Here is a 14,200-nt window from a genome sequence, read left to right as displayed (position 1 = left end):
TTAATGTACTACCTCCGCTTTTGGCATATGTTCAGCTGTGAATGTCATCGATTCAATAACACGGACCATCGCTTCTGCTGTGTCTAATGAAGTTAAACAAGGTACGCCGTTTTCTACAGACTCGCGGCGAATTCGGAAGCCATCACGTGCCGGTTGCTTCCCTTTCGTTAATGTGTTGACAACAAGCTGTGCCTCACCGTTTTGAATTAAATCGATTAAAGTTTCACCTTTTGCACCGATTTTGCCAACTACATCTGTGCGTACGCCAGCCGCTTCGAACGCTTGAGCTGTACCTTCAGTAGCGACAATACGGTAACCTACTGTTGAGAAGCGTTTTGCAAGTGCAATTGCTTCTTCTTTATCTTTATCGGACACTGTGAACAATACTGTGCCTTCAGTGCGAATTTCCATACCTGCTGCAACTAAGCCTTTGTATAGTGCTTTTTCTAATGTTGCATCTTTACCCATTACTTCACCTGTTGATTTCATTTCAGGGCCTAGTGTAATGTCAACACGGCGTAATTTAGCGAATGAGAATACTGGTACTTTTACGAAGACACCATTTTGCTCTGGCGCTAAGCCTGTTGGATAGCCTTGTTCTACGATTGATTTCCCAAGAATCGCTTTCGTTGCAATATTCGCCATCGGAATGTTAGTAATTTTACTTAAGAACGGTACTGTACGAGATGAACGCGGGTTCACCTCGATGACAAACACTTCGCCTTTTGAAATAACATATTGAATGTTCATTAAGCCTATGATGCCCAGACCTTTTGCAAGGCGAGTTGTATAATCCACTAGCGTATCTTTTTGCGCTTGTGTTAATTTTTGTGGAGGGTATACAGAGATAGAGTCACCAGAGTGAACCCCTGCACGCTCGATATGCTCCATAATACCTGGGATTAGTACATTTTCACCGTCACAAATGGCATCTACTTCGATTTCTTGACCAGTTAAGTAGCGGTCTACTAATACTGGATGATCTGGAGATGCTTCTACCGCGTTCTCCATATAGTGTTTTAATTCCTCTTGGTTGTAGACAATTTCCATCGCACGACCACCTAGCACGTATGAAGGACGTACTAGTACAGGGAAGCCTAGACGTTCACTAATCGCAAGAGCTTCCTCCGTAGATACAGCTGTTTGACCTAGTGGCTGTGGAATGTCCAAGTCACGTAATGCTTGCTCGAATTTGTCTCGGTTTTCTGCACGGTCGATATCTTCAAGTGTTGTACCTAGGATTTTCACACCATTAGCAGCTAATTTATCAGCTAGATTAATAGCTGTTTGACCACCGAATTGTACAACTACACCAATTGGTTGCTCCAGGTCGATAATATGCATTACATCTTCGATTGTTAATGGCTCGAAGTATAATTTATCTGAAATCGAGAAGTCCGTTGATACTGTTTCTGGATTCGAGTTTATAATAATTGCTTCGTAGCCTGCTTCTTGGATTGCCCATACTGAGTGTACTGTTGCGTAGTCGAACTCTACCCCTTGACCAATGCGGATTGGACCTGAGCCAAGTACCACTACTGATGGCTTATCAGATTTAATCGATTCATTTTCATCTTCATATGTGCCATAGAAGTATGGTGTTTCCGATTCAAACTCCGCTGCACAAGTATCAACCATTTTATATACAGGAATAATGCCATTTTCTTTACGGTATGCATAAATTTCTTCTGGTGTTGTTTCCCAAAGCTCGGCAATTTTCTTATCTGCAAAGCCTAGACGTTTTGCTGTACGTAATACATCTTTATCGTTTTTATTGTCAGCAAGTGTTTGCTCCATATCTACGATGTTTTTGAATTTATTTAAGAAGAACAAGTCAATGGCAGACCATTCATGGATTTGCTCAATTGTTACCCCGCGACGAAGTGCTTCACCGATGAAGAATAGACGCTCGTCACCTGCTTTACGGATACGCTTTTCAATCCAAGAATCCGTGTTTTCTTCTGCATGTTTCAGCTCTAAGTGAACTTGGCCTGTTTCAAGAGAGCGCACTGCTTTTAGCATAGCTTCTTCAAATGTACGACCAAGTGCCATTACTTCACCAGTCGCTTTCATTTGTGTACCAAGATTACGCTTTGCTGATTCGAATTTATCGAATGGCCAGCGTGGAATTTTCGCCACGATGTAGTCTAGAGCTGGCTCGAAGCAAGCATACGTAGAACCTGTAACAGGATTTTTGATTTCATCTAATGTTAAACCAACTGCGATTTTTGCTGCTAGCTTAGCAATTGGGTAACCTGTTGCTTTTGACGCTAATGCTGATGAACGCGATACACGAGGGTTTACTTCGATCACATAATAATTGAAGCTATATGGATCAAGAGCTAACTGTACGTTACAGCCACCTTCGATTTTCAGTGCACGGATAATATCTAAAGAGATATTACGTAACATTTGGTTTTCACGATCTGAAAGTGTTTGTGTAGGTGCTACTACAATTGAGTCACCTGTATGAATCCCAACTGGGTCAACGTTTTCCATGTTACATACAACGATGGCGTTGTCAGCAGCATCACGCATTACTTCATATTCGATTTCTTTATAACCAGCAATCGATTTTTCTAGTAAACATTGTGTTACTGGAGAATATTTTAGACCCGATGTAACGATTTCCTCTAAATCTTGATCGTTGTAGCAAATACCGCCGCCTGTACCACCAAGTGTGAAGGCAGGACGAACAATTACTGGGTAACCAATTCTCGCTACAAAGTTTTTCGCTTCGTCTAAGTTATGGATAATATCTGATTCAGGTACTGGCGCACCTAGCTCATACATTAAATTACGGAAAAGATCGCGGTCTTCCGCTTTATGGATAGCTTCTAATTTTGTACCAAGAATTTCAATATTTAGCTCATCTAATATTCCTGATTTATCTAATTCAATGGCCATATTTAAACCAGTTTGACCACCAAGTGTTGGTAGAATAGCATCTGGACGCTCTTTACGTAAAATTCGTGATACAAACTCAAGCGAGATTGGCTCAATATATACTTTGTCGGCAATTTCTGTATCTGTCATAATTGTCGCAGGGTTTGAGTTTATTAAAATAACGCGGTAACCTTCTTCTTTTAAAGAAAGACAAGCTTGTGTTCCTGCGTAGTCAAATTCTGCTGCTTGTCCGATCACGATTGGACCTGATCCGATTACTAAAATAGTTTTAATATCTGTACGTTTAGGCATGTTGTTTCCCCTTCCCTGCTTCTACTTCCATCATTTCGATAAATTCATCAAATAAGTGATTTGAATCCTCTGGACCTGGTGATGCTTCTGGGTGATATTGCACTGTGAAGACTGGATATTTCTTATGTCGTACACCTTCACAAGTACCATCATTTAATGCGATATGTGTAATTTCTAAATCTGTATCTTTTAATGAATCGATGTCGATTGCATAACCATGATTTTGAGATGTTAAGTCAGTACGGCCTGTGCGTAAATCTTTTACTGGATGGTTACCACCTCGGTGACCGAATGGTAGTTTATAGCTTCGCGCACCGCATGCTAGGGAGAAGATTTGGTGACCTAAGCAAATACCGAACATTGGCACTTTTCCAATTAAATTGCGTACTGTTTCAACGCTTTCTGCTACGTCTTCAGGGTTACCTGGACCGTTTGACAGCATAATGCCATCTGGATGCCATGCTAAAATTTCTTCTGCCGAAGTATTGTAAGGGACAACGAGTACGTCGCAGTCACGTTTGTTTAACTCACGAAGAATACCGTGCTTCATACCGTAGTCAATTAATACGACGCGTTTGCCACGACCAGGTGATGGGTAAGCTGCTTTCGGTGATACTTCACGAACATGATGTGTAATCTCTGGTGTTGCCTGTAATTTCGCTACGATTTCATCCACATTCACTTCTTCATCAGCTGCTGTTAAAATAGCTTTTACTGAACCTTTACTGCGAATAATGCGTGTTAATTTTCGTGTATCGATTCCTTCAATCCCAGGGATATCCTTAGATGTTAAGTACTCATCTACTGTTAAGTCACAGCGGAAGTTTGAAGGTGTTTTTGCTAATTCACGGACTACAAATCCACGAATAGCTGGTGAGATTGATTCAAAATCATCACGGTTAATACCGTAATTACCGATTAAAGGGTAAGTTAACGTTATAATTTGTCCGTAGAATGAAGGATCTGAAATTGTTTCCTGATAACCCGTCATCCCTGTTGTGAATACAACCTCACCTTGTGAAGCGCGCTCACTCCCGAACGCTGTACCTGTAAATACTGTGCCATCTTCTAAAATAAGTAAACGTTTTTTCATTACTCTGCCTCCTGGTATACGATATTGCCTTCAAAAATTGTAAGGACCGGCCATCCTTTTGCAGTCCAACCATTGAATGGTGTATTGCGTCCTTTTGATACAAAGCCTTCTGCATCAATTGTTTGCTCTTTATTTAAATCTATTAAAATCATATCTGCTGAAGCTCCAACTTCTAATGTGCCATATGGTAGATCAAAAATTTGAGCTGCTTTTACAGACATCCAGTCAATCAACTGTTTTAACGTCCATTTCCCTGTTTCTACAAACTGCGTGTAAAGCAGTGGGAATGTTGTTTCGAAGCCTACAATGCCAAATGGTGCACCAACCATACCACAGCATTTTTCTTCTACTGTATGTGGAGCATGGTCTGTAGCGATGCAATCGATCGTGCCGTCTAGCAGCGCTGCGTGAAGTGAGTCTTTATCATCTATTCCACGTAACGGAGGATTCATTTTCCAGTTTGCATCATCTGATGGAATATCCATTTCTTCAAGTAATAAATGGTGTGGGCAAACTTCTGCTGTGACACGAATTCCTGCTGCTTTCGCATCTCGTACTGCACGTACAGATTCCTTCGTTGATACGTGACATACGTGGTAGCGTGCTCCAGCTGCTTCTGCCAGTAGAACATCTCGTGCAATTTGAACGGATTCACAAATCGATGGAATTCCTGGTAAACCAAGCTCTTTATTACGTTTCCCTTCATGCATTACTCCGTCGTAAATTAATGAGTTATCTTCACAGTGTGCAACAACAACCACATCGTGCTGTGCTGCGTCCTTCATTTGCTCATACATTGTTGATGCAAGCTGGATCCCAACACCATCATCTGAAAATGCGACAGCCCCCTGCGCCTTTAATTCTTCAATATTTGTACGAACCTCACCTGAGATGTCCCTTGTTAATGAGCCATATGGAAGTACTCGAATAGCTGCACTTTCTTTAATAAGACCGTTAATCAACTGCATGTTTTCTACTGAATCTGGCACTGGCTTTGTATTTGGCATCGCGCAAATTGTTGTGAAGCCGCCTTTTGCTGCTGATGCTGAACCTGTAGCAATTGTTTCTTTATGCTCAAAGCCCGGCTCACGTAAATGTGTGTGGACATCGACAAAGCCTGGTGCAACAACTAAACCATTTCCTTCGATTACTTCTGCGCCTGCTACAGTTACATTTTGACCTATTTCAGTAATTTTGCCGTCTACCATTGCGATATTTACTGTTTGTAGCTCGCTTTGTTCATTTATCATTTGTACATTTTGAAGAACTTTTGTCATGTTACTCTCTCCCCTTTAAAATTGTTTCTACAATAGCCATTCGTGTATAAACACCATTTCGAACTTGCTCGAAAATTCTAGAACGATCACATTCTACTAGCTCTGAAGCAATTTCCACATCACGATTGACCGGTGCTGGATGCATGATAATTGCCTTTTCTTTCATTTGTTTCTCACGTTCAACCGTTAAACCGTACTCTTCATGATAGCTTCCTTTTGAGAAGCTTTTATTTACCTTATGACGTTCATGCTGCACACGAAGTAACATAATCACATCGCTTATTTCGATTAAATCATCCCAAGAATGATGCGCTTCGAAACTGCCTTGCCACTCTTCTGGACAAAGGAAATGAACATTTGCCCCTAGTCGTTGTAACGCTAACGCATTCGACTTCGCTACACGGCTATGACATATATCTCCAGCGATTGTCACATTTAACCCTTCAAAAGAACCAAACTCTTTTTTGATTGTATAAAGATCTAATAGTGATTGAGACGGATGCTGACCAGTGCCGTCACCCCCGTTAATAATTGACACATCGATGCCTTCAAGTAGTTCATTGTAATACGCATCTTCCTGTGCGCGAATGACTACTGCATCTATACCAATCATTTCTAACGTCTTTACCGTATCGTACAATGTCTCTCCTTTAGAGACGCTCGAAAAGCTACCATCAAACGGGATAACGGTACAGCCAACTTTGCGCTCCGCCATTTCAAAGCTTGTTTTCGTGCGCGTACTTGGTTCAAAAAATAAATTTGCGACGTTGTATGGGCGAGATAACGATGATGCCTCACCATTCTCAAAAGCTTGCGCACGATCTAGAATGTGGTTAATTTCTTCAATTGTTAAATGTTCCATCGATAATAAGTTCTTCATTGTAACCTCCGTAGGGTGTGTTTCATGAACGTTTATGTATAACGTTCTCTATATCAATTTCGCCTTGGCGTAATTGTTGCTGTCGCTACGTTAGCACTGCGCTTTCGCACAGATAAACAATGCGTCCGGATTTTGAATTGCGCGAGCACAATTCTTTCCTTTCAAAATCCGTGACATCCGCCGGAAGCTTTATCTTCATTCATCTCACTTTCAAGTGTAGGATGAATGAAGATAATAAAAGCCTCGTTGATGTCATCAACGAGGCATAAGGAGGCGTGACAAACTACAGCAGGATACACTCCTACATTTAGACTGTCTACAACTTCCCTTTTTTTGCCTCTCTGGACAATTCATTAAAAGGTACTTTTATGAATTTTCGTTTTGATTGTGCGGTATTGGTATGTCCGCTTCTTTTTTACCTGGTAAGATGACATTTAAAAGAACACCGATAATCGCTGCTAATGCCATACCTTCGATACTTAGTGATTCTGAAACAACGAACTTCGCACCACCGATACCGATGACTAGAATAACTGAGGCGATGACCAAGTTACGACTATTACCAAAGTCGATATGGTTATCCACTAACATTCGTAATCCACTTGCTGCAATTATACCGAAGAGTAAGATGGAAACCCCACCAAGTACAGCTGTTGGAATTGTTGCAATAACTGCCATTGCTTTCCCGAAGAATGACAGTAAAATGGCTACGACTGCTGCACCTGCAATGACATACACACTGTAAACTCGAGTGATCGCAAGGACACCGATATTTTCACCGTAAGTTGTTTTCGGCGGACCACCGATTAGTGCACTAATAAATGTACCAAGACCGTCCCCTAATAACGAACGATGTAAGCCTGGCTCTTTAATATAATCTCGATTGACCACTTTACCTAATACTAACTGATGACCAATATGCTCGGAAATCGTTACGATAACGATTGGTACCATTGTTAGGAGCAGCGTTGTTGTGATTTCAAACTCATAGTGAACACCTGGGATTAAGAAGTCAGGTAGTGCAAAGAAATCAGCTTTCGCAATTGGTGAGTAATCAACTATGTCGATCATCATTGAGTAAACATATCCTACGATTAAGCCAATCAAAATTGGCATTGTGCTTAAAATGCCTTTAAAGGCAATCGTGAAAATAATGGCTGTAAATAAAGTCACTAGCGCTGCTGAGAAGTGTAAAAAGTTATATTTACCATCTACATTCATCGCCATATTGACCGCTGTCCCTGATAGTCCAAGACCAATTACCATAATGACAGGGCCTACCACAATCGGTGGTAAAATTTTCATAATCCACTTATAGCCGCTTTTCCAGATGATAAGGGATACGATGCCATATGTAATCCCTACTGCCATAGCACCAATCATTGCATGACCAGGATTGACACTGGAACCATCTTTATTTAAACCACCTGCCGCTAGTAAGATTGGCGCAATAAAGGCGAATGATGATCCTAAATAAGCAGGTACTTGAAATTTCGTAATTAATAAGAAGAACAGTGTAGCAATCCCACTCGTTAATAGGGCAATCGCTGGACTAAGACCAACCAACTGAGGAACTAAGATCGTTGACCCAAACATGGCGAACATGTGCTGGAAACTTAATGTCACTAGTTGGACTGGGGTCGGTTTATCTTTAACATCTAATACTGCATTTGACATAATGTTTCCTCACTTTAAGTTAGTCTTCTTTATAAATAATGACGCAATCTTCTCCGTCTACTTCTTGTAAATTTACGACTATACGTTCAGCTCCAGATGTCGGAACATTTTTACCAACATAATCAGCTCTTATTGGTAGCTCTCTATGCCCTCTGTCGATTAGTACTGCAAGTTGAATTTGGCCTGGTCGCCCTAGATCCATTACTGCATCTAGCGCTGCGCGTACTGTTCGTCCAGTATAGAGTACATCATCGACTAAAATAATTTTTTGATTGACGATCACATAATCGATATCGACTTGTTCAACATGTGCCTGTTCATTATCATGCTTTGTCGTTAAATCATCTCGATAGAGAGTGATGTCAAGCTCCCCCGTACGGATTGGCTTGCCTTCAATTTTTTCAATTCGTTCTGCTAGGCGTCTTGCAAGAAAGGCACCTCGCGTTTTAATACCGACTAAAATACATTCGTCGATTCCTTTATTGCGTTCAATAATTTCGTGTGCAATGCGTGTTAACGCTCTTGCCATAGATGGGCCATCTAATAACTCATTTTGTGCCATGTAAGTTTCCTCCTCTCTTCTATCTATTATTGGGTCATGTGTCCATAAAAAAACCTCTCGAGGCGAATAGCCTGAGAGGGTTATATACGTGTTTAAATAGCGTGTTAAAAAAATTTGCAGCACAAATTTTTCGCAACACTTTCACATGTACCTTCTCAGCCTCTCTGGACTGCTATTAAAGGTGAATATTTAGTTAAGTTGTTCATTCACTTTCGTTAGTATAGACCTTCTTTATCTATACGTCAATCCCTATTTCTTAAATCTAGTAATAATTGTTCATAATCAGCAGGAATTTGCGCTTCAAACTGCAAATATTCACCTGATGTAGGATGATCAAAGCCTAAAACTCCCGCGTGTAATACTTGTCCACCAAAGTCGATTGTCTTTTTTGGTCCATATTTTGGGTCACCAACAAGTGGGAATCCAATATACTTCATATGAACACGAATTTGGTGCGTGCGCCCTGTTTCTAAACGACACTCTACTAAAGTAAAGTCGCCAAAGCGTTCGATAACTTGGAAGTGGGTTACTGCATGCTTACCGTTGTCGACAACTGCTTGTTTTTGACGATCTTTTTGGTCTCGACCAATAGGTGCATCAATTGTTCCTTTATCATGTGCAATATGCCCGTGAACGAGCGCAGTATATTTACGTGTCACTGTTTTATTGACTAGCTGATTCACTAAAGATTCATGAGCTGCATCATTTTTAGCCACCATCAATAATCCTGACGTATCTTTATCAATACGATGCACAATTCCCGGACGCATAATGCCATTGATACCCGATAAATCCTTACAATGATACATTAAACCATTAACGAGTGTACCCGTCATATGTCCAGGCGCTGGATGGACAACCATGCCCTTTGGTTTATTTACAACAAGGACATCCGCATCCTCATAAACAATATCAAGATCTAAGTTTTCAGCAATGACATCTAATGGCTCCGCTTCAGGTACATCGATTTCTACAACATCCCCTACTTTTACCTTATACTTAGCCTTTACAGTCTCTCCATTTACTTTAATAATACCATCAGTAATCCAATTACCAATTTGTGTACGCGACCACTCCGATTGCACACTCGAAAGCGCCTTATCAATGCGCTCTCCCTTTTGTTGTTCTTCCATTGTATATGATACTTGCGTCATTATTTCACCTGTTTCTTTCCTTTTTTATCTTCCATTATTATGCCAATCATTAATATTACTACCGCCATTGTTAAAGCTGCATCCGCAATATTGAAGATCGGGAAATCATAATTAATTACTGGAATTAATACACTTACAAAATCGACCACTTCACCTCTAAATATACGGTCAATAAAATTCCCTATAGCTCCGCCTAATAAAAGCATTAGGCCAACTTGAAAAATCGGTTTACCTTTAGCCTCTTTATGATAAAAGTATAGAACGGCACAAATAACACCTATCGTGATAATGCTAAATAACCACATTTGGCCTTCTAACATTCCCCATGCTGCTCCTCTATTTCGATGAGACAATATCCCAAACCATGGATCCCATACTGAAATTCGTTCGCCAAACTCCATATTTTTCACAATTAGCCACTTTGTCCATTGATCTAAAAGAATCACGAATGCGGCCAATCCATAATATTTATACACAGACACTCCTCCGTTCGCTCAACATCTAACCTATTCTACCATAACACCCCATCTCAGAATAACTAATATAGCATGAAAATATGGGTCATCACCATATTGTAGGGTTGATTTTTGCTTCGATTTGGCACTTTCCTGCGGGCGTTTGTTGAGCCGTCCGTTGTTTTGGGTATTCTTACCGTCGCTCTGACAGTTCGATCCGTCGGCTTGTTTTCTTACCGTCGCTTTGGCAGTTTTATCCGTCGCTTCGACTCTTCTTTCCGTCGCTCTGGTAGTTCTATCCGTCTCTCTGTCTTCTTTCCGTCACTCTGGGTGTTCTATCCGTCGCTTCGACTCTTCTTTCCGTCGCTTTGGCAGTTCTATCCGTCGCTTCGGCTGTTCTTTCCGTCAGTCTGTTTTCCTTCCGTCGCTCTGACAGTTCGATCCGTCGGCCGCTCTTTTTCCCGCCGTCAACTTCCCTTCAATAAAAAAGCTATCGCCTTCACTTCATAAGTAATGGCAATAGCTTATCAATTTTTATTCAAAATTATACCGTTTTAAGCTGTTTCAGACTCTTTTGAATGCACACGCTTCATGAAATCATTGACATCAGCCGGTACTTTTCGATCTAATAATGACACAATAATAACGGATAAGAATCCTACAGGTACTGTGATGATGCCTGGGATTTTAAATTGTAAGAAGCTCGGTAAAGTTCCTGGAAGAAAAATCATCCACATCGATACACCAAGACCAATGAGTAAACCCGCAATTGCTCCTTTTTCTGTCATTCCTCTCCACCAAATACCTAATATAAATATTGGTGTAAATGTACTCGCCGCAACAGTAAAAGCAAGTGCCACTAAATGGCCAATGGATGCATCCTTAACTAATAAACCCAAGGCTCCATATAAAATACCTAATAAAACGATGGCTACTTTCCCTGCAACTACTCGTTGTTTTTCTGTAATATCCTTTTTCATAACGCTTGCATATAAATCGTGAGCTAATGCACCTGAACTTGTAATAAATAACCCTGATAAATTTGAGAATATGGCCGCAAACGCACCTGCTATGACTAGTCCAAGTAGCCACTTACCTCCTAGTGCAAGTGCTGTTGTAGGAATCACCATATTGTTCCCACCAAGCACTAGATCACGCATGACTTCCTCACTTGCTGTACCCGAGATAAAAATAGAACGACCTACAACACCTAAATATACTGCTAATAAGAAAAACGTACTGGCAATCCCAATCGCCATCAACGCTGATTTACGAGCCGCCTTCGCACTTGGATTCGTATAAAATCTTAGTAGAATATGTGGCAAACCAATTGTGCCTAGCGCTAAACCAATTGTCATACTGATAGTTTGCCAAAATGTTGGGAAATAGAAACCTGTTCCCGTCCAAGCAGCACCATCAAAATTAACATTATTTCCATCTAAAGCATATGGTGATGTTCCTGTAATAGGACCGCTGAATGAATTAATAGCAGCTAAAATCTTATCGTAATGCAAACCACTATAAATTGCTGCAATCAACATAACAACAAACGCTCCAAGGCGAATCCAAAGCTCTAAAGCTTGGTTGATTGTTGTTCCTTTCATACCGCCTATTCCTACATAGAAAACCATTACAATACATGTAAAGATAATGCCGAATTCATATGAAGTCCCGAAAAACATACTTAAAATTTGTGCCGCCCCTAATAATTGTGGCGCTGCATAAAAACCAGAAATCGCCAAAACCACAGCTACCGCTACTAGCCGAGCTCGTCTACTATGAAAACGATAAGCTAAAAAATCTGCAACGGTAAATGCACCAAATCGTCTTAACGGGCCTGCCACAAAAATAGCTAGCAATGTCAATCCAATGGAGAAGCAAAATGCATAGTAAGCACCGTCATACCCTAATTGGAAAGTCAAACCGGCTATCCCGAGAAATGTAGCAGCACTTAAATAGTCTCCCCCAATTGCCGAACCGTTTGTAAACCACCCAAAACTTCGTCCCCCAACAAAGAAATCGGATGCCGTTGCATTTCTTTTCGTTAAGTACGTAATGTATACAATTGTCCCCATTAAAGCAATAGTCATTAACATCTTCGGTTCTAATAGAGCTTTCATCATTCTACATATCCCCCTTAGCTAAAACTACTTATTCAGTATTTCGTATTTCTTAAGGCGCTTCTCGTACAACGTTGTATGCACGTATGCAATAATAAAAGCCATTACCATCATCACGACGGTTGTCACAAACCACGTTACTGTCATACCGCCCAAAATTTTCTTGAAAGCAAGCTCTGGAGCGAACCAGTTCATTACCGGAATACTAAAAATTAAAATGAAATAAAATACCGTTAAGCTAAAACCTGTAGTAAACTCATCTTTCATAATTTTGTTAGTAGTTGCATCTAGTGGCGGAAGATCCTTTACATCGATGGTTCCAGCTTCCACGTATTCATAATCATGACTCCCTACTTCTGCCATATTTCAACTCTCCCTTCCTGTTTCAGTAAATAATTGTCTGAAATTTCAAATTATTATTCACTACAATTATTCTATTCTATTTAATCTATAAAATAGTTACAAAATATTGCTGTATTAGTACAAAAAAATGCTATTTTAAGTTAAAATATTTTTATTATTCCCCATTTATAATAGAAGGGTGATGTTAGCATTTTAAATATTGTTTGGTACATTGAAAATTCACATGAACAACAACAAATGAGCTACTGGCTAGAAGAATTCCTACCTAATACTTTTATTAATTGCGAAGAACCCAAAACAGAGATTTCCGCTATCATTGTCTATGAAATTAACCGTTTATTTGACTGGGTAAAGATAAACCGGTTAAAAAGAAATTATCCTAATAGTATAATTGTCCCTATTGTTGCAGAACACCTTACCTACTCAACTGGTATAGCCATTGAACTAAACTTGACTGCACTTCTTATTAAACCGTTACAGAAAGTAAAATTTCTACGCATCGTTAAAAAGCTTTATACATCCTATCAAGCAAAACAAGCAAGTACTCTTACAATGCTTGAGTTATCACAGCAAATTTCGCAAGACCATACTTCACCATTCCGAGAAGCTTTTTTAAAACGACTTATACGCGGAGAAGTTGAAAGTGAGCAGGAAATAATCCAGTCTTCCTCTTTTTTATCAAGACAGTGTATCCCAAATATCGTGTTTTTAATCCAGGGTTATATAGATGTGAATGAAGATCGACCTTACCCTCATGATGCAAGCAGTGTGATCACCAATGTGTTCCACCAAAACTTTGCTAATAAAGTACCTATATCTTTTTTACATTTTGAACGTTATTTACTATTGCTTATGCGCATTCCTAATGAATACACATCATTTAGGCATTGGTCGGAGGGGGTAGCTTGTTTACTTGAGGTTATTGAAACGTTAAAAAAAGATTATTGCATCCATCTTTTTATGGGGATTGGTGGCGTTTTTCAGGACGCCATGCAAGTCAAGGAATCCTATAGCCAAGCTCGAAAGGCACGGAGGAAACCTCCTGTTCAAAGCATTCATGTACGATTTTATGAGGATTTAACAAAGCAAGAACAGCTCCAAAAAGCTATCCAATATATCGAGGAGCACTATGATGAACAACTTGCGATCAGTGACGTTGCCAAATATAGTAATTTTAGTGCTACTCATTTTAGCAGATTGTTTAAAAAAGAGATTGGTCGCAATTTTGTTGATTATGTAGCTTTTACACGTATCATCAAGTCACTACCGTATTTGCGAAAATACGATTACACCATTGAAAAGATTTCCTTCATCTGTGGCTTCAACACACCTAATTATTTCAGCCTTACGTTTAAGAAATATGTCGGTATATCTCCAACTGACTACCGCAATACACAAGAAATATTATTTAAATAGTGCAT

The 14,200-nt window shown here is 40.0% G+C and carries 11 protein-coding genes; 1 reads left to right on the top strand and 10 read right to left on the bottom strand.

What is annotated here, in order from left to right; all coding sequences use genetic code 11:
• The 10 genes from carB to ABE34_RS08695 all read right to left on the bottom strand — a co-directional run bounded on the left by carB (window position 1) and on the right by ABE34_RS08695 (window position 12,779).
• On the bottom strand, window positions 1–3,198 hold the full coding sequence (gene carB / locus ABE34_RS08740) for a carbamoyl-phosphate synthase large subunit (RefSeq protein ID WP_197141795.1): 3,198 nt from the start codon (window positions 3,196–3,198) through the stop codon (window positions 1–3).
• Window positions 3,191–4,291, bottom strand: a complete 1,101-nt coding sequence (locus tag ABE34_RS08735; protein WP_197141794.1) for a carbamoyl phosphate synthase small subunit — start codon at window positions 4,289–4,291, stop codon at window positions 3,191–3,193. The genes carB and ABE34_RS08735 overlap by 8 nt, the downstream gene beginning before the upstream one ends.
• Window positions 4,291–5,568 (bottom strand): dihydroorotase, encoded by a 1,278-nt coding sequence (locus ABE34_RS08730; RefSeq protein WP_197141793.1) that lies wholly within the window; start codon window positions 5,566–5,568, stop codon window positions 4,291–4,293. The genes ABE34_RS08735 and ABE34_RS08730 overlap by 1 nt, the downstream gene beginning before the upstream one ends.
• A gap of 1 nt (window position 5,569) precedes the next feature.
• A complete protein-coding gene (locus ABE34_RS08725) occupies window positions 5,570–6,448 on the bottom strand; it encodes an aspartate carbamoyltransferase catalytic subunit (protein WP_197141792.1) in 879 nt (292 codons plus the stop codon).
• Between the two features lie 366 nt (window positions 6,449–6,814).
• Complete coding sequence (locus tag ABE34_RS08720) at window positions 6,815–8,125, bottom strand: solute carrier family 23 protein (RefSeq protein ID WP_197141791.1); 1,311 nt, start codon at window positions 8,123–8,125, stop codon at window positions 6,815–6,817.
• A gap of 19 nt (window positions 8,126–8,144) precedes the next feature.
• Window positions 8,145–8,687 carry a bifunctional pyr operon transcriptional regulator/uracil phosphoribosyltransferase PyrR gene (pyrR, locus tag ABE34_RS08715; protein WP_079559788.1) on the bottom strand — a complete coding sequence of 181 codons (543 nt, stop codon included), beginning with the start codon at window positions 8,685–8,687 and terminating at the stop codon, window positions 8,145–8,147.
• 242 nt (window positions 8,688–8,929) lie between these two features.
• On the bottom strand, window positions 8,930–9,841 hold the full coding sequence (locus ABE34_RS08710) for an RluA family pseudouridine synthase (protein WP_197141789.1): 912 nt from the start codon (window positions 9,839–9,841) through the stop codon (window positions 8,930–8,932).
• Window positions 9,841–10,317: a signal peptidase II gene (lspA, locus tag ABE34_RS08705; RefSeq protein ID WP_079559786.1), complete on the bottom strand. Its 477-nt coding sequence runs from the start codon at window positions 10,315–10,317 to the stop codon at window positions 9,841–9,843. The genes ABE34_RS08710 and lspA overlap by 1 nt, the downstream gene beginning before the upstream one ends.
• Window positions 10,318–10,850: 533 nt before the next feature.
• Window positions 10,851–12,419: a cation acetate symporter gene (locus tag ABE34_RS08700; RefSeq protein WP_079559785.1), complete on the bottom strand. Its 1,569-nt coding sequence runs from the start codon at window positions 12,417–12,419 to the stop codon at window positions 10,851–10,853.
• Window positions 12,420–12,443: 24 nt separating this feature from the next.
• Window positions 12,444–12,779 (bottom strand): hypothetical protein, encoded by a 336-nt coding sequence (locus tag ABE34_RS08695; protein WP_197141788.1) that lies wholly within the window; start codon window positions 12,777–12,779, stop codon window positions 12,444–12,446.
• 237 nt (window positions 12,780–13,016) lie between these two features.
• On the opposite strand from ABE34_RS08695, the gene ABE34_RS08690 reads away from it, so the two are divergent.
• Window positions 13,017–14,195 (top strand): helix-turn-helix transcriptional regulator, encoded by a 1,179-nt coding sequence (locus ABE34_RS08690; RefSeq protein ID WP_206700715.1) that lies wholly within the window; start codon window positions 13,017–13,019, stop codon window positions 14,193–14,195.
• Window positions 14,196–14,200 lie beyond the last annotated feature (5 nt).

The organism is Lysinibacillus sphaericus (genome assembly GCF_015844675.1).
Classification (GTDB): domain Bacteria; phylum Bacillota; class Bacilli; order Bacillales_A; family Planococcaceae; genus Lysinibacillus; species Lysinibacillus sphaericus_E.
Note: the sequence above shows the minus strand (reverse complement) of the source record. Positions and strands in the feature narration are given on the sequence as shown.